Annotated in this window: 16 protein-coding genes and 1 pseudogene; 11 read left to right on the forward strand and 6 right to left on the reverse strand. The window is 70.2% G+C overall.

Features of this window, described 5'->3' with window-relative positions; all coding sequences use genetic code 11:
• Positions 1-195: 195 nt before the first annotated feature.
• Together SSPN_RS0102050 and SSPN_RS0102055 are read right to left on the reverse strand one after the other, a co-directional pair.
• Complete coding sequence (locus SSPN_RS0102050; RefSeq protein WP_010306022.1) at positions 196-393, reverse strand: hypothetical protein; 198 nt, start codon at positions 391-393, stop codon at positions 196-198.
• 151 nt (positions 394-544) lie between these two features.
• Complete coding sequence (locus SSPN_RS0102055) at positions 545-1,309, reverse strand: VOC family protein (protein WP_010306026.1); 765 nt, start codon at positions 1,307-1,309, stop codon at positions 545-547.
• Between the two features lie 274 nt (positions 1,310-1,583).
• On the opposite strand from SSPN_RS0102055, the gene SSPN_RS0102060 reads away from it, so the two are divergent.
• A complete protein-coding gene (locus SSPN_RS0102060; protein WP_010306030.1) occupies positions 1,584-2,066 on the forward strand; it encodes a hypothetical protein in 483 nt (160 codons plus the stop codon).
• Here the strand turns inward: SSPN_RS0102060 and SSPN_RS0102065 are convergent.
• Positions 2,043-2,720 (reverse strand): metal-dependent transcriptional regulator, encoded by a 678-nt coding sequence (locus SSPN_RS0102065; protein ID WP_010306033.1) that lies wholly within the window; start codon positions 2,718-2,720, stop codon positions 2,043-2,045. The genes SSPN_RS0102060 and SSPN_RS0102065 overlap by 24 nt on opposite strands.
• Positions 2,721-2,843: 123 nt before the next feature.
• Here SSPN_RS0102065 and rlmN point away from each other — a divergent pair, with 123 nt between their 5' ends.
• From rlmN to SSPN_RS0102080, 3 genes are all read left to right on the forward strand, one after another.
• Positions 2,844-3,956, forward strand: a complete 1,113-nt coding sequence (gene rlmN / locus SSPN_RS0102070; RefSeq protein WP_029534879.1) for a dual-specificity RNA methyltransferase RlmN — start codon at positions 2,844-2,846, stop codon at positions 3,954-3,956.
• Between the two features lie 84 nt (positions 3,957-4,040).
• Positions 4,041-4,289 carry a hypothetical protein gene (locus tag SSPN_RS62045; RefSeq protein WP_010306040.1) on the forward strand — a complete coding sequence of 83 codons (249 nt, stop codon included), beginning with the start codon at positions 4,041-4,043 and terminating at the stop codon, positions 4,287-4,289.
• 55 nt (positions 4,290-4,344) lie between these two features.
• Positions 4,345-4,524 carry a hypothetical protein gene (locus SSPN_RS0102080; RefSeq protein ID WP_010306043.1) on the forward strand — a complete coding sequence of 60 codons (180 nt, stop codon included), beginning with the start codon at positions 4,345-4,347 and terminating at the stop codon, positions 4,522-4,524.
• A 422-nt stretch (positions 4,525-4,946) separates the two neighbouring features.
• Here SSPN_RS0102080 and gabT read toward each other — a convergent pair whose 3' ends face one another.
• Positions 4,947-6,290, reverse strand: coding sequence for a 4-aminobutyrate--2-oxoglutarate transaminase (gabT, locus tag SSPN_RS0102085; RefSeq protein WP_010306046.1), 1,344 nt, complete (start codon positions 6,288-6,290; stop codon positions 4,947-4,949).
• Between the two features lie 199 nt (positions 6,291-6,489).
• On the opposite strand from gabT, the gene SSPN_RS0102090 reads away from it, so the two are divergent.
• The 4 genes and pseudogenes from SSPN_RS0102090 to SSPN_RS0102105 all read left to right on the forward strand — a co-directional run bounded on the left by SSPN_RS0102090 (position 6,490) and on the right by SSPN_RS0102105 (position 10,203).
• On the forward strand, positions 6,490-7,950 hold the full coding sequence (locus SSPN_RS0102090; RefSeq protein WP_010306050.1) for a PucR family transcriptional regulator: 1,461 nt from the start codon (positions 6,490-6,492) through the stop codon (positions 7,948-7,950).
• Positions 7,951-7,963: 13 nt separating this feature from the next.
• Complete coding sequence (locus tag SSPN_RS57485; protein WP_010306056.1) at positions 7,964-8,122, forward strand: PucR family transcriptional regulator ligand-binding domain-containing protein; 159 nt, start codon at positions 7,964-7,966, stop codon at positions 8,120-8,122.
• A gap of 95 nt (positions 8,123-8,217) precedes the next feature.
• Positions 8,218-8,439 (forward strand): annotated as a pseudogene (locus SSPN_RS59120) (arginase family protein); the annotation flags it as partial.
• 330 nt (positions 8,440-8,769) lie between these two features.
• On the forward strand, positions 8,770-10,203 hold the full coding sequence (locus SSPN_RS0102105) for an aldehyde dehydrogenase family protein (protein ID WP_010306063.1): 1,434 nt from the start codon (positions 8,770-8,772) through the stop codon (positions 10,201-10,203).
• 260 nt (positions 10,204-10,463) lie between these two features.
• On the opposite strand, the gene SSPN_RS0102110 is transcribed toward SSPN_RS0102105, so the two are convergent.
• Positions 10,464-10,748, reverse strand: coding sequence for a DUF2631 domain-containing protein (locus tag SSPN_RS0102110; protein WP_010306064.1), 285 nt, complete (start codon positions 10,746-10,748; stop codon positions 10,464-10,466).
• Positions 10,749-10,948: 200 nt separating this feature from the next.
• A complete protein-coding gene (locus SSPN_RS0102115; protein WP_010306067.1) occupies positions 10,949-11,218 on the reverse strand; it encodes a GlsB/YeaQ/YmgE family stress response membrane protein in 270 nt (89 codons plus the stop codon).
• Between the two features lie 113 nt (positions 11,219-11,331).
• On the opposite strand from SSPN_RS0102115, the gene dxr reads away from it, so the two are divergent.
• The 3 genes from dxr (at position 11,332) to ispG (ending at position 15,311) form a co-directional block, all read left to right on the forward strand.
• Positions 11,332-12,576: a 1-deoxy-D-xylulose-5-phosphate reductoisomerase gene (gene dxr / locus SSPN_RS0102120; protein ID WP_010306071.1), complete on the forward strand. Its 1,245-nt coding sequence runs from the start codon at positions 11,332-11,334 to the stop codon at positions 12,574-12,576.
• A gap of 3 nt (positions 12,577-12,579) precedes the next feature.
• The gene (locus SSPN_RS0102125) at positions 12,580-13,863 is read left to right on the forward strand and encodes a M50 family metallopeptidase (RefSeq protein WP_010306075.1); all 1,284 of its coding nucleotides are present in this window, start codon (positions 12,580-12,582) and stop codon (positions 13,861-13,863) included.
• Between the two features lie 293 nt (positions 13,864-14,156).
• On the forward strand, positions 14,157-15,311 hold the full coding sequence (ispG, locus tag SSPN_RS0102130) for a flavodoxin-dependent (E)-4-hydroxy-3-methylbut-2-enyl-diphosphate synthase (RefSeq protein ID WP_010306079.1): 1,155 nt from the start codon (positions 14,157-14,159) through the stop codon (positions 15,309-15,311).
• Positions 15,312-15,345 lie beyond the last annotated feature (34 nt).

Here is a 15,345-nt window from a genome sequence, read left to right on the forward strand (position 1 = left end):
TCCCCGGGGAGCAGCGGCGTTGCCTGGGGGTTCGTTGGGTGCTCGGCGAAGAACTGGTGCTCGCAGGTGATCTCCCCGGTGACAGGGCAGTGCTGGAGCACATGGAGGAGTCGGTGCCGCTAGTCGGCTGTGTAGCAGCTGCCGTGATTCCGCTGATCGGAACCGGAACTGCGCCAACGCCCGGGCGCGCTGGGATCAGTCGCCGGTGGTTCGGGTGATCGCGAGGAAGAGCGCTGCGGTTGCGGCGACGACGGTTGATGCGGTGTCGACGAGGGCTGGGCTCGTTGTGAGCAGTAGGCCGCCGCCGAGGGTTCCGGCGCCGATTCCCAGGTAGATCGCCGAGGCGTTCAGCGAAACGACCAGCGACGCTTCCGCCGGTGCTCCACTGATCAAAATGGGTGGCGAGGCGGGCGGTCGGCACCGGCTCGTCGTCCAGCCACGCCAACGTGAGGCAGCAGCGCAGTCCCCACTCGACCCCTTCGCCCATCCGCATGACCTGGATGCCAAACATCCAGGTTCGCGTCGGTGCGAGCAGGTGCGCGGGTCACTCCCCGGTGCGCTGGGCGGTGTCCATGATGAAGAACGTGGCTCCCACGACGTCCTGGAGCAGGGCGAGCCGGCCGTACGGGGAATCGGACGGTTCGCGCAGCACCTTGCCACCCAGCTCCACCGCTTTCGCCGCTGCGGCGTCGGTGTCGTTGTCGGGGTTGACCTGGAAGTACAGCTGCCAGTGCGCGGGCACGTCCTCGGGCAGCGCCGAGCTGGTCTCGAAGCGGCCCACGGTTGGCAGGTCGTCGACGTACCAGACCGTGTAGTCGAAGCTGTCGCCAGGCTCGCCGATCTGCTCCTGCCGGTAGCCCAGCAGTTCGGCGTAGAAGGGATCGGCGGAAGAACCGTCGCGGGTATGCAGCTCCGCCCAGCAGAGCATGCCCGCGTGGTCGCGGCCGAAGGTGCCGTTGGGCGGTGCTTCCCACAGTCCGATGGTCGCGCCGGATGGATCCTCGGCCACCAGGAACGTCTCGTCGGCGGGCGTTTCCGTCGGCGGGACCAGCACCTTTCCGCCGAGCGCGCGGATGCGCTCCACCGCTCGGCGCGCCGAGCCGCACTCCAGGTACAGCGTCCAGGCGGTCGGCGTATCGGTCTCCGGCAGCAGCAACCCGGCGACCGGCTTGTGCTCCTTCAAGGCGATGTTGTAGTCCGGGCGCTGGATCCAGTGCCAGCCGAGCAGGCCGGTGTAGAAGTCCCTGGCGTCGGCGACGTCGTGGGTGGCCAGATCCACCCAGGCAGGCGCACCCACTGCGATGGCCATCGCTACTCCTTCGAAGCGCACGCCGCAGAGGCGGTCAATGGTCGGTTACCTCAGGGTGACCGTTGCGCCGGTCCGGAAAACACGCGTGGTGGATCAAGCCGGTTCGGCCGCGCGGGGGCGTTACTGTTCGGTGTCTTTTCCGCAATGGGAACGCCCCCGAATGACGCCTTGCTACTGGACGGTCCGCGTGATCGACTAGTAGAGGTGACTCAGCGTGCGTAGTCGCATGCCGGAGAACCCGATCGAAGCACGTACCAGGGTTACAGGAGCAGCCATGGCCAACCGCGCGGCGAAGCCGGTCACCGCGGGCCTGAGCCGGCTTGCGCAAATCGACCGCCACGAGCGGGCCCGCATCATCCAGCAGCTCTGCCACCAGTACCCGGCGTTCCGGTCGATGCTGAAGCAGGTGACCATCGCCCGCGGAATGGCCTTCGCGTCCGGACTGATGCTCGCCCTGGCCGTGATGTTCCTGGTCCAGGGCGCTTCGGTGTGGTGGGTGTCCGGTCTCGTGTTCGCCGGTCTCGCCGGATTCTGCTACGTCGTGGTGGCTCTCACCGACAGCCGGTTCGACCTGCTGCTGGCGGTGCTGGGCGCGCACCGCACCGACGAGCTGCACGGACGCCTGGTGACCGAGCAGATCTACGGCGACGATCCGCCCGCGGATCCGCTGGAGCGGGCGGCGTCGCGAGTGGTCGCATCCCGCACGGTCGCCTCCCGGCTCACCACCGAGGGGTCACCGGTGCACGCTGATCGATAGCGCTGCCGCGATCTCGTTGCCCACGAAATGGGTTTCGTCCCGCGGCGGCTCGCCGACGCGCACCACCAGCGGCCCGCCGAAGGGCTTGCGCTCCACGATCTCGATCCGCGAGCCCAGTGTCATGCCGTGTTCGGTGAGGTAGCGCAGCAGCTCCGAATCGGTGTCCCAGACCCGTGCGATGGTGCCGATCGTGCCGGGCTCGACCTGGTCCAGCAGCAGCGTCGCGGGTTTCTCCACGGTGCCTTCGGCGGTCGGGATCGGGTCACCGTGGGGGTCACGGGTGGGGTTGCCGAGCTTGGCGGCGATGTGCGCGACCAGTTCGTCGGACACCGCGTGCTCCAGCGCGTCGGCCTCCCGGTGCACCTCGTCCCAGCTGTAGTCGAGCTCCTCGACCAGGAACAGCTCGATCAGCCGGTGTCGGCGCAGCACGTCGCAGGCCAGCCGGCGGCCCTCCGGGGTCAGCTCGACGCTGCGGTATCGGACGTGGGTGACCAGGCCGAGCTGCGCCAGCTTGTTGATCATCCCGGACACCGAAGAAGGGCTCAGGCCGAGCCGCTGGGTCAGGGTGGCGTTCGTGACGGGCACGCCCCGTTCGCTGAGCCCGTAGATCGCCCGGAGGTAGTCCTCAACGGACGGCGAGGGGCGCTCGGCCATACTCGTCATACTTGCACGATACGGGCGACCCCCGGCCCGTGAACGAAGCGTGTGCCCCGCGTGTTCGCGCGGTGTCGCCCGGCCACCAAGGTCGTTTCGCGCCGTGGGACACTTGTGGACGCTATGTCTGCGACTTCCCTTCCACTCGTCTTCGACGCCCCGCGCCGTGGCATGCCGCCGCGACACCTCGCCGACCTCTCCGCCGACGAACGGCGCGCCGCGGTGACCGAGTTGGGGGAGAAGCCGTTCCGAGCCAAGCAGCTCGCGCACCACTACTTCGGCCGGCTCAACGCCGACGTGGAGTCGATGACCGACATCCCGGCGGCCAGCCGCGCGAAGCTCGCGGAGCACCTGCTGCCGCCGCTGCTGAGTCCGGTCCGGCACCTGAACACCGACGACGGCACCACCCGCAAGACGCTCTGGCGCGCGCACGACGGCACGCTGCTGGAAAGCGTGCTGATGCGGTACCCGGACCGCGCGACTGTGTGCATATCCAGCCAGGCCGGCTGCGGGATGGCGTGCCCGTTCTGCGCCACCGGGCAGGGCGGCCTGCAGCGCAACCTGTCGACCGCCGAGATCGTCGACCAGGTGCGTTCGGCCGCGGCGGCGATGCGCGACGGCGAGGTCCAGGGCGGGCCCGGTCGGCTGTCCAACGTCGTGTTCATGGGCATGGGCGAGCCGCTGGCCAACTACCGGCGGGTGATCAACGCGGTGCACCGGATCTGCGACCCGGCGCCGGAGGGGCTGGGCCTCTCGCAGCGGTCGGTCACCGTGTCCACGGTCGGGCTGGTGCCCGCGATGAAGAAGATGACCGCGGAGAACCTGCACGTCACGCTCGCGGTGTCGCTGCACACCCCGGACGACGAGCTGCGTGACTCGCTGGTGCCGGTGAACAACCGCTGGAAGGTCGCGGAGGTGCTGGAGGCGGCCCGCGGCTACGCCGACCACACCGGGCGCCGGGTGTCGATCGAGTACGCGCTGATCCGCGACATCAACGACCAGCCGTGGCGCGCGGATCTCCTCGGCAAGCTGCTGCACCGCCACCTCGGGCCGTTCGCGCACGTCAACCTGATCCCGCTGAACCCGACGCCGGGCAGCAAGTGGGACGCCAGCCCGAAGCCGGTGGAGCGGGAGTTCGTCCGCCGGGTTCGTGCCGCGGGTGTCTCGTGCACGGTCCGGGACACCCGCGGCCAGGAGATCGCGGCGGCCTGCGGCCAACTCGCCGCCGAGGGCTGATTTCCTTGGGATGACGGGCTTCTCAGGGCTTCTCCTACCGGCCGGGCCGGTCGAGAGTGCAGGCCCGAACGCAGGCTGCGGTTCATGCCAGAGCCGGTCGTGGAGTCCACCCTCCGCATCCTGGGCGAACCGAAAGCCGCTGAGCGGCAGGTGAGTCGGGACGTCGAGCGGGTCCTCGCGCGCCTGCCCCGCACCTTCGCCGAGTGGGCGGTGCGCAACGCCGCGCCCTTCGAGCGACCCGTGAACGCAATGAACGCAATGCTGACCGGCGGGCTTCGGAGGTCCACGATCCTTGCACCCGAGTTGATCGAGGTGGGAGGCAATGGTGCCTGACCGTGCGAAACGGGTGTTCGCCCGCCACTCTCCCCGTTTGATCCGAAGTGGACGGTTGCTGGTCGCGGTCGGCGTGGCCATGATGGCGCTGGGTGGCTTGCCCGCGCAGGCCGAACCGGCTCGCGTGACCGACGATCCTCTGCCGTCAACCGGCTGCGGCAAGGCCTCCGCGCCGGCGGTCGTCGATGCGACGCCGATCATCATGCAGTTCTTCGCCCGGCACCAGCTGCGCTGAAAGACTCGGGCCGGGGCCGGATGAACCCCGACCCGTGCACGGCCGGTGCGCGCCGCCCAGCCCCCGAACGGCGCGCACCGACCGAGCCCCCATGCGGTCGTGAGCAGTTGTTCCGGCACAACCGCTCAAGATGTCAGCGCAGAAGCTGGACCGGAACTCGAACGTCGACGTCCCGCCAAGCTTTGTCGGCTGTCATGACTGGCGCGTCGAGGCGGAGCGCCGCAGGCAAGCCCGATCTCCCAGCGACAAACCAGCGGACCGGGTGTGTGCCCACAACTCGCCTGGCCGCAGGTGCGCCCGGTGTCCGCGCCGTGCTGGGTGGTTCTTTCGTCAGCTGGCGTTCCGCTTCCTTCGCGTCGCCTGCGTGATGGATGGGGCCGCGGGCGGCTGTCCCCCCGGCAGATCGCCCGCGTCCCGGTCGATCACCGCGTGTGCTCGCGGATGGCTTCTTCCAGGACCGCCAGGCCTTCTTCGAGGAGGGCGTGGTCGATGACCAGCGGCGGCAGCAGGCGGATCACGTTGCCGTAGGTGCCGCAGGTGAGGATCACGACGCCCTGGGCGTGGCAGGCCTTCGCGATCTTCGCGGTCACCTCGGGGTCCGGATCGGGGGTGCCCGGTTTGACGAACTCGATGCCGATCATGGCGCCCCGGCCGCGCACGTCGAGAATCGCGTCGGTGGTCTCGGCGAGCTCGCGAAGTCGGGGGAACACCAGGTCGCCGATGTCGTGCGCGGCCGTGGCCAGGTCCCGTTCGCGCATCGCGCGGATCGCGCCGAGCGCGGCCGCGCACGCGACCGGGTTGCCGCCGTAGGTGCCGCCCAGGCTGCTCGGCGGCATCGCGTCCATCAGCTCCGCGCGGCCCGTCACCGCGGCCAGCGGCAGACCGCCGGCCATGCCCTTCGCCGTGGTGATCAGGTCGGGGACCACGTTCTCGTGGTCGCAGGCGAACCACGCGCCGGTGCGGCAGAAGCCGGTCTGGATCTCGTCGGCGATGAACAGCACGCCGTTGTCGGTGCACCATCGCGAGATCGCGGGCAGGAATCCGGCCGCTGGCTCGATGAATCCGCCCTCTCCCTGGATCGGTTCGATCAGTACGGCCGCGACGGTGTCGGCGCTGAGCTGCTTCTCGATCCGGTCGATCGCCTCCCGCGCAACCTGCTCGCCGGTGCGCGAATCCCGCGCCGGGTACGACGTCGGCATCCGGTAGATCTCCGGCGCGAACGGGCCGAAACCGTGCTTGTACGGCACGGACTTCGCGGTCAGCGACATGGTCAGGTTGGTGCGCCCGTGGTAGGCGTGGTCGAGCACCACGATCGCCTGCCGCCCGGTTGCGCGCCGCGCGATCTTGACGGCGTTCTCCACCGCTTCCGCGCCCGAGTTGAACAGCGCGCTGCGCTTCTCGTGGTCGCCCGGGGTGAGCGCCGCGAGTTCCTCGCAGACCTGCAGGTAGTTCTCGTACGGCGTCACCATGAAGCAGGTGTGGGTGAACTCGCCGACCTGGCGGCGCACGGGCTCGACGACCTCCGGCGCGGCGTTGCCGACGTTCGTGACGGCGATGCCCGAACCGAGGTCGATCAGCGAGTTCCCGTCGACGTCGTGCAGCACGCCGTCGGCGGCCTCGGCGATGAAGACCGGCAGCACGCTGGCCACGCCCGTCGACACCGCCGCAGTGCGGCGCCGCTGGAGTTCGCGGGAGTTCGGGCCGGGGATCTCGGTGCGCAGCACGCGTGCCTGCGGCAGTGCCGCCCGGGCAGGGGAAACGGTCACGGTGGGGACCTCCTGAGAACTGTTTCGAAAGTGGCTGCAGCAGATTGAGCCCCCGCACCGCAAGCGGCTATCTCCGCTTGGAGCAGGCTTCGGTCGCATACGTCCTGAGACCAGAGTCGCCCCCGGTGCCCTGAACCGAACAGTGGACGATCTGGTTAACTCGGATTTTCGGATTCGACACAATGTCAGGAGGTGGCCGGTGCCGTTGACGGTTCGCGACCTGGTCGCCGACGCCGAGCTGGGGCTCGCCGCGAGGGCCGGTGCACGGGCGTTCGACCGCCCGATCGCGTGGGCGCACACCAGCGAGCTGGCGGATCCAGCCCCGTTCCTGGAGGGCGGCGAACTGCTGCTGACGACCGGCCTGGCGCTGCGTCCGGAAGACTGCGCGGGGCTGGTCGAGCGGCTCACCGCGGTCGGCGTCGCGGGGCTGGGTTTCGGTGTCGGGCTCAGCCACCGGGAGATCCCTGCCGAGCTCGTGACGGCTGCGGAATCCGCCGGGCTGCCGCTGCTCGAAGTGCCCCGCCCGACGCCGTTCATCGCGATCAGCAAAGCCGTTTCGCGCGCCGTCTCGGCCGACGAGTACGCGAGCCTGCGCCACACCAGCCGCGCCCAGCATGAACTCGCGCAGGCGGCCGGCACCACCAACGGCGTGGCCACCCTGGTCCGCAAGCTCGCGACGCTTTTGGACGCGTGGGTGCTGCTGCTCGACGCCGGTGGCCGGCTCCTGCACAGCGCCCCGGCGGCGGCGGGTTCCCGGCTGCCGCAGCTGGAGCCGGAAGTGGCTAAGGTGCGCGCGAAGCGCGGCCTGACCGCCGCCGGGTTCTCGCTCGGCGATCAGGAAGTGAGCATGCAGGCGCTGGGTGGCCGGGCGCGCGGCTTCCTGGCCGTCGGCCGCGGCGGGCCGTTCGCCACCACCGACCACCACGTGATCAACTCGGCCGCCTCGCTGCTGACCTTGGCGCTGGAGCAGGTCGAGGCCCTCGCCACCGCCCGTCGTCGGCTGCGCGCCGGGTTCCTGGACCTGATGCTCCGCGGCGAGCCGGTGCAGGACGTGCTCCCCGACCTGCACGCCGAGCTGCCGCCCGAGCCGTTCCGGGTGGTGGCGCTGGCCGGTGCCCGCGACCGCGACGAGCTGCTCACCCGGCTGGCGGCGGACCAGCCAAGCGCCCCCGCCTACCTGGCCGAACACGGCGACACCGTGGTGGGGCTCGTCGATGGCGGCGCGCTCGATTGGCTCACCGGCCAGCCTGGCGTGGCCGTCGGCGTGTCCGAGCCGTGCGAGGTGGCCGGGCTCGCCGAAGGCCTCCGCCAGGCGCAGCAGGCGGCGCGTGCGGCGAAGCGCAGCGGCACCGCGGTGCACTTCGGAGACCTCGCCGGATACGGCCTGCTGAACCTGGTGCCCGGCACCGATGCCCAGGGGTTCGCCGAGGCCCTGCTCGCCCCGCTGCGCGGGCAGGACGCGCTGATCGAGTCGTTGCAAACCTGGTTGGCGCACCACGGGCAGTGGGATCCGGCGGCCAACCGGCTGGGCGTGCACCGGCACACCCTGCGCAACCGGGTGCGCAAGGTGGAGGAGCTGCTCGGGCGCAGCCTGGACCAGCCCGGCGTGCGCGCGGAGCTGTGGCTGGCGCTGCAAATCCTGGACCGGCCCGGCGAGTGACGGGGGTGGCGCCGTGCTCGTCGAAGATCTGCTGAACCTGCCGGGACTCGCCCTGCAGGTGCGGGTGCGCGGCCGGGTGGACCGGCCGATCCGCTGGGTGCACACCATCGAGATCAAGGCGCCCGGCCGGTTCCTGCGCGGCGGCGAGGTGGTGCTGACCGCCGGGGTGTAGCGCACCGCCGGGATTACCCCGGAGGCCTTCATCGCGGACCTGGTCATCGCCGACGTCGCGGCCGTCGGATACGGACGGGTGCCGGGCCGAACTCCCGTGAGTTCGCCCGGACGCCGCCGGACACCATCATCGAGCGGATCCGCACGCGGCTCGGGATACGGCCGGTGTACCCGTCCATCGACATCGACGTGCTGGACCCGGCGTACACGCCGGGCACCGGAACCCCCGAATCCGGCGGGCTGTCCAGCCGCGAGCTGCTCGAAGTGGTGCGGGGGCTGGCCGACCTGAACGTGGTCGGCGCCGACGTGGTGGAGGTGGTTCACCCCATCGCGTGCGCCCCGCGACCGGGCCGGTCACTCCGGCCCGGTCGAGCGCCGTCTCGCGGCTGATGGGCACCTTCGCCCGCCCCAGCGAAGATGCGCTGATGGCGTGCCCCGGGTTGGCGATTTCGCGCGAGCAAGACGCCCGCGCCGGTGCGCCCGGTCTGCGCGACCTGCCAACCGGTCGAGGTGCCCTTCGCTAGCCGAGCGGGGTGGGGTGACGGTTTGGACATGGTTGCGGGCGGCGGTGGACGGATTGGCAGTGCCGGTGGCTCGGGGCGCGGCCGTAGCGTCGCGGCGAGGACGAAAATCAACAGGAGGCAGCCGATGTCATCGGTCACCGGGTACTGGGTCGCTGGCGAACGGTTGACCAGCGACGCGACCTTCGAGGTGCGTCATCCCTACGACGGCGCGGCAGTCGCCACCACGTGCTACGCCACCGACGCCGATGTGGAGCGGGCCGTCGCCGCCGCGCACGCGGTCCGCCGCGAGTTCGCCGAACTGCCCGCGCACGCGCGCGCGGCGGCGCTGGACCACGTGAGCCGCCGCCTCACCGAGCGGGCCGAGCAGATCGCACAGCTGATCACCGCCGAGAACGGCAAGCCGATCACCTGGGCGCGCGGCGAGGTCGCCCGCGCCGTCTCCACCTTCCGCTGGGGCGCGGAAGAAGCCCGCCGCTTCTCCGGCGAGCTGCAGCGGCTCGACACCGATGCGGGTGCGACGGGCCGGATGGCGCTGATCCGCCGGATCCCGCGCGGCCCGGTGCTCGGCATCTCGCCGTTCAACTTCCCGCTCAACCTGGTCGCGCACAAGGTCGCCCCGGCGCTCGCCGTCGGCACCCCGATCGTGCTCAAGCCCGCACCGAAGACCCCGCTGTCCGCGCTGCTGCTCGGCGAGATCCTGGCCGAGACCGAGCTGCCCGCCGGGTCCTGGTCGGTGGTGACGACCACCAACGAGAAGGCCGCCGAGCTCGTCGCGGACCCGCGGCTGCCGGTGGTGTCGTTCACCGGTTCCGGGCCGGTCGGCTGGGGCATCCGCGACTCGGCCCCGCGCAAGCACGTCACCCTCGAACTCGGCGGCAACGCCGCGGTGATCGTCAACTCGGACTGGGCGGACCTCGAATACGCCGCCGAGCGCATCGCCACCTTCGCGGTGTACCAGGGCGGCCAGTCCTGCATCTCGGTACAGCGCGTCTACGCCCACCGCGACATCGTCGACGACCTGACCGCCCGGGTGGTCAAGGCCGTCGAGGCGCAGGGCACCGGAGACCCGAAGGACCCGGCCACCAAGGTCGGGCCGCTGATCGACCTGGCGGCCGCGGAGCGCGTCGAGCAGTGGGTCGGCGAAGCCGTCGCGGCGGGCGCCCGGGTGCTCACCGGCGGCACCCGCGAGGGCACGACCTACGCGCCGACGGTGCTGGCCGACGCACCGGAGGACGCGAAGGTCTCCTGCGAGGAGGTCTTCGGGCCGGTGCTGGTCATCGCGCCGGTCGATTCGATGGACGAGGCGTTCGAGAAGGTCAACGCCTCCCGCTACGGCCTGCAAGCCGGGGTGTTCACCCGCGACCTGCAGCTGGCCTTCCGCGCGTCGTCGGAGCTGGAGGTCGGCGGCGTGATCATCGGCGACGTGCCGAGCTTCCGCGCCGACCAGATGCCCTACGGCGGGGTGAAGGAGTCGGGCGTCGGCAGGGAAGGCGTGCGGGCCGCGATGACGGATCTCACCGAGGAGCACGTCACAGTCCTCACCGGCATCAACCCGTGAATCGCTGCTTCCAGGCTCCTTCTGCGCGGCGGTGCGGGTAGCGGAACCTCGGACGCCTGCTCGCTGCGGGATCCTCGACGCACACGTGCGCGGTGCCGGTTGCGCGGGTGGGCTGAGCCGCTGCGCCGCTTCAGAAGAAAACACCAGGAAACCGCCTCCAAGACGGCGTCCTGGTCGGGCTGGGTCGAGGAGAACCAGCGCACTCATGAAAGAACGCCGCCCCGGTGACCGGGGCGGCGTTCTTTCATGCTTTCGGCGCGTCAGCGGCGCCAGGCGGTCCGCTTCTTGCGCAGGTCGATCAGCAGGCCGATGACCAGGACCGCCGCGATGAAGACCAGGTAGCCGTCCTCGGTCTTGAATTGCCCGCCGCCGCTGAGGACGCCCTGGTGGTTGCCGATCAGCATGGCCAGGCACGCGACGACCGAGAACCAGCCCATGAACTGGGTGCCCTTCGGGAAACCGCCGTGCCAGCCCCACTCGACCGACGGTTCCTCGGCCGGGTCGATGGCCTGGCCGGGCTTCTTCTCCAGCTCGGTGCTCGCCACGTTCCCCTCCTGTGCCACGCCGGCCGCCAGGCCGGAAGACGTTACTAGGTGTGCAGACCGCCGTCCGGCGATCCACATTGCCCCCATCCTCGCACACGCCCTCGGTGCCCGAGCGCGCACCTGCCCCCCTGCGATCAGCGAAAAGGGTGTTGCGGAAGCGATTTCCGCAACACCCCGCGCCGAGGACGGTGGGCTCGCTCCTAACGCTGCACCGCCTTGCGGCCGACGATCACGCGGTAGATGCCCAGCACGATGACCGAGCCGACAATGGCCAGGATCCAGGTGCTCAGCGACCAGAACCGGTCGATGCCGACGCCGAAGATCCAGTTGCCGAGCAGCCCGCCGACGAACGCGCCCACCACGCCAAGCAGCATGGTGACCAGAATCCCGCCCGGGTCCTTGCCCGGCATGATCGCCTTCGCGATTGCCCCCACGACCAGGCCGAGAACGATCCATCCGATGATGCCCATTGCGGTTCTCCTCACGTCATCCGGTTCACCCGGCCGGGGCCTACCACCTGATCGTGAGCCCCGGAAGTGATTTGCGCACCGCGAGCGACGGGTGCTCACCTTCTTCGGGGACAATGACCGTGATGCACGCCGACACCCCGAATCAGAGCGCACCCGGCGACCCCCGCACCGTGCTGGTGCTCGGCTCGACCGGTTCGATCGGTACCCAGGCCCTAGACGTGATCCGGCACAACCCCGGCCGGTTCCGGGTCGCCGGGCTGGCCGCGGGCGGCAGCGACCCGCAGGCGCTGGCGCAACAGGCGCTGGAGTTCGACGTCCCGGCGGTCGCGGTCGCCAAGGGCACCGCCGTCGAAGACGTCCAGCTCGCCCTCTACGCCGAGGCCCAGAAGCGCGGCTACGCGGCCGGTGAATTCCGCCTCCCCAGGCTGCTGGCCGGGCCGGAGGCGGTCACCGACCTCATCGAGTCCACCCCCGCCGACGTGGTGCTCAACGGCGTCGACGGCTCGCGCGGTCTCAAGCCGACGCTGGCCGCGCTGGCGACCGGCGCGCAGCTGGCGCTGGCCAACAAGGAGTCGCTGATCGCGGGTGGTGCGCTGGTGCTCAAGGGCGCCGCCCCCGGCCAGATCGTGCCGGTCGACTCCGAGCACTCCGCGCTGGCGCAGTGCCTGTTCGGGGGTCGTTCCGACGAGGTGGAACGGCTGGTGCTGACCGCCTCCGGCGGCCCGTTCCGGGGCCGCAAGCGCGACGAGCTCGTGGACGTCACGGTGCAGCAAGCGCTGGCCCACCCGACCTGGTCGATGGGCAGCGTGGTCACCATCAATTCGGCCACACTGGTCAACAAGGGTCTGGAGCTGATCGAGGCGCACCTGCTGTTCGGCATCGACTACGACCGGATCGACGTCGTGGTGCACCCGCAGTCGATCGTGCACTCGATGGTCACCTTCGTGGACGGCGCCACGATCGCCCAGGCCAGCCCGCCGAACATGCGGATCCCGATCGCGATGAGCCTGGAATGGCCGCGCCGGGTGCCCAAGGCCGCCCCGGCGCTGACCTTCGAGCAGGCGCAGGAGTGGACCTTCGAGCCGGTGGACAACGAGGCGTTCCCGGCTGTCGAGCTGGCCCGGGCTGCGGGCTCCGGCGGCGGTTGCCTGCCCGCGATCTACAACGCGGCGAACGAAGAAGCGCTCGCGGCCTTCGTCGATGGCCGACTTCGCTTCACCGGAATCGTGCAAACTGTGGGTGAGGTGCTCGCCGGCGCAGATCAGTGGCGCAGCGATCCGGCGGGCTTGGACGAGGTCTTCGCGGCCGAGGGCTGGGCGCGGACTCGGGCTCGCGAGCTCGCGGGGAAGGCGGAGTAATAGATGCTGGTCGTCGTTGGCATCATCATCTTCTTCCTCGGGTTGCTGTTCTCCATCGCGTGGCACGAGCTGGGGCACCTGGCGACAGCGAAGCTGTTCGGGATCAAGGTCACCCAGTACATGGTCGGCTTCGGGCGCACCATCTGGTCGCGCAAGAAGGGCGACACCGAGTACGGCGTGAAACTCATCCCGTTCGGCGGCTACATCCGGATGATCGGCATGTTTCCGCCGAAGAAGGACGAGAAGTACGGGCGCACCGCGTCGTCCGCGCCGTGGCGGGCGATGATCGAGGACGCCCGCCAGATGTCCGCCGAGGAGATCACCCCCGAGGACGCGCACCGGCAGTTCTACCAGCGCAGCCCGTGGAAGCGGGTCATCGTGATGCTGGCCGGGCCGGTGATGAACCTCATCCTGGCGGTCGGCATCTTCGCGGCGATCCTGATGGGCCACGGCATCAACACGCCGACCACGACGGTGTCGTCGGTCAGCGCGTGCGTGCTCCCCGCTACCGCCCCGAACACCGAGCAGTGCCCGGCGGATGCGCCGCCGTCGCCGGCCGCGGCCGCCGACTTCCGGCCCGGCGACCGGATCCTGGAGTTCAACGGCAAGCCCTACGCCTCGTGGGACGAGTTGCAACTGGCCATCCGGCGCTCCGCCGGCACCGTGCCGGTGGTCGTCGACCGCGGCGGCCAGCAGCTGACCCTGCAGGCGAACCTGATGCAGACCGACCGGCCGAAGCTGAACTCGACCAGCGAGTACGAGAAGGTCGGCTTCCTCGGCCTGACCCCGACGTCGCAGCTGGTGAAGCAGGACGTCGGCGGCGTGGCGAAGACCATCGGCGGCTTCGTCAGCCTCACCGCGCAGAAGGTCGTCGAGTTGCCGCAGCGGGTGCCCGACTTGATCAACGCGATCTTCGGCGGTGAACGGCACCAGGACTCGCCGGTGGGCATCGTCGGCGCGAGCCGGCTGGGCGGCGAGGTGCTGGCCTCGGACGACTACGGCGTGGACGCCCGGATCATCATGATGTTCAACCTGCTCGCGGGCGTGAACCTGTCGTTGTTCGTGTTCAACATGCTGCCGATCCTGCCGCTGGATGGCGGCCACGTCGCCGGCGCGATCTGGGAGAGTCTCCGCCGAGGGTTCGCCAAGCTGGTGCGGCGGCCGGACCCGGGCCCGTTCGACACGGCGCGGCTGATGCCGCTGGCGTACGCGGTGAGCCTGATCTTCATCGCGTACTCGCTGCTGGTCCTGGTCGCCGATGTCGTGAACCCGGTGAAGCTGTTCTAGCCGCGCGGCGGGGGAACGGCATAGGATGTGAATTTCACTCGCATGCCGAGCGGCTGCGGGATCGCGGGAACGCGTGTCGGCCGGTGTTGAACGGCTTCGGCCGCTCGCCACGGCGGTTAATGGATCGGGTGGTTGACCGGCGCGCGACGGTGCTCCTAACCCGACGTGAACGGGCGCTGATGGTCACCGAACGTTCGACCCCACGACGTCCCGCCGGATGAACGTGCGCCGGTATCGTGGTGCGAGGCGGCGCGAGTCGCGCGAAGAACACCAGAAGAGGTGGAGAGGAATCGATGACCGTCGATCTGGGCATGCCCGCGTCCCCGGCTCCGGTGCTCGCGGAACGGCGCAAGACCCGGCAGTTACAGGTCGGAGCGGTCGGGGTGGGCAGTGAGCACCCCGTCTCCGTGCAGAGCATGACCACGACCGTCACTGCGGACATCAACAGCACGCTGCAGCAGATCGCGGAGCTGACCGCCGCCGGGTGCGACATCGTCCGGGTGGCCTGCCCCAGCGCGGACGACGCGGAGGCGCTGCCGGCCATCGCGCAGAAGTCGAAGATCCCGGTCATCGCCGACATCCACTTCCAGCCGAAGTACGTGTTCGCGGCGATCGAAGCCGGTTGCGCCGCGGTGCGCGTCAACCCGGGCAACATCAAGAAGTTCGACGACAAGGTCAAGGAGATCGCGCAGGCCGCCAAGGACCACGGCACGCCGATCCGGATCGGCGTCAACGCCGGTTCGCTGGACCCGCGGCTGATGCAGAAGTACGGCAAGGCGACCCCGGAGGCGCTGGCCGAGTCGGCGCTGTGGGAGGCGAGCCTGTTCGCCGAGCACGACTTCCACGATCTGAAGATCTCGGTGAAGCACAACGACCCGGTCGTGATGGTGCGCGCCTACGAGATCCTCGCCGAGCAGTGCGACTACCCGCTGCACCTCGGCGTCACCGAGGCAGGCCCGGCGTTCCAGGGCACGATCAAGTCCGCGGTCGCCTTCGGCGCGCTGCTGCGCCAGGGCATCGGGGACACGATCCGGGTGTCGCTGTCGGCGCCGCCGGTCGAGGAGATCAAGGTCGGCACCCAGATCCTGCAGTCGCTGAACCTGCGGCCGCGGAAGCTGGAGATCGTGTCGTGCCCGTCGTGCGGACGGGCGCAGGTGGACGTGTACAAGCTCGCCGAGGAGGTCACCGCCGGCCTGGAGGGCATGGAGGTGCCGTTGCGGGTCGCGGTCATGGGCTGCGTCGTCAACGGGCCGGGCGAGGCGCGGGAAGCGGACCTCGGCGTGGCCTCGGGCAACGGCAAGGGCCAGATCTTCGTCAAGGGCGAGGTGATCAAGACGGTGCCGGAGCACCAGATCGTCGAGACCCTGATCGAGGAGGCCATGCGCATCGCCGAGGACATGGAACCCGCCGACGCCGAGTCCGGCGCGCCGGTCGTCACCGTCAGCTGATCTCGCCGCGACCGGCCGTCCCCGATTCAGGGGG

The sequence above is a fragment of the Saccharopolyspora spinosa NRRL 18395 genome, assembly GCF_000194155.1.
Taxonomy (GTDB): Bacteria; Actinomycetota; Actinomycetes; order Mycobacteriales; family Pseudonocardiaceae; genus Saccharopolyspora; species Saccharopolyspora spinosa.

What these genes read in the sequence shown, in the direction of transcription:
- SSPN_RS0102055 (WP_010306026.1), bottom strand. Translation starts at nt 1,309, where the DNA reads ATGGCCATCGCAGTGGGTGCGCCTGCCTGGGTGGATCTGGCCACCCAC.
- SSPN_RS0102060 (WP_010306030.1), top strand. Translation starts at nt 1,584, where the DNA reads ATGGCCAACCGCGCGGCGAAGCCGGTCACCGCGGGCCTGAGCCGGCTT.
- SSPN_RS0102065 (WP_010306033.1), bottom strand. Translation starts at nt 2,720, where the DNA reads ATGGCCGAGCGCCCCTCGCCGTCCGTTGAGGACTACCTCCGGGCGATC.
- rlmN (WP_029534879.1), top strand. Translation starts at nt 2,844, where the DNA reads ATGTCTGCGACTTCCCTTCCACTCGTCTTCGACGCCCCGCGCCGTGGC.
- SSPN_RS62045 (WP_010306040.1), top strand. Translation starts at nt 4,041, where the DNA reads ATGCCAGAGCCGGTCGTGGAGTCCACCCTCCGCATCCTGGGCGAACCG.
- SSPN_RS0102105 (WP_010306063.1), top strand. Translation starts at nt 8,770, where the DNA reads ATGTCATCGGTCACCGGGTACTGGGTCGCTGGCGAACGGTTGACCAGC.
- SSPN_RS0102115 (WP_010306067.1), bottom strand. Translation starts at nt 11,218, where the DNA reads ATGGGCATCATCGGATGGATCGTTCTCGGCCTGGTCGTGGGGGCAATC.
- dxr (WP_010306071.1), top strand. Translation starts at nt 11,332, where the DNA reads ATGACCGTGATGCACGCCGACACCCCGAATCAGAGCGCACCCGGCGAC.
- SSPN_RS0102125 (WP_010306075.1), top strand. Translation starts at nt 12,580, where the DNA reads ATGCTGGTCGTCGTTGGCATCATCATCTTCTTCCTCGGGTTGCTGTTC.
- ispG (WP_010306079.1), top strand. Translation starts at nt 14,157, where the DNA reads ATGACCGTCGATCTGGGCATGCCCGCGTCCCCGGCTCCGGTGCTCGCG.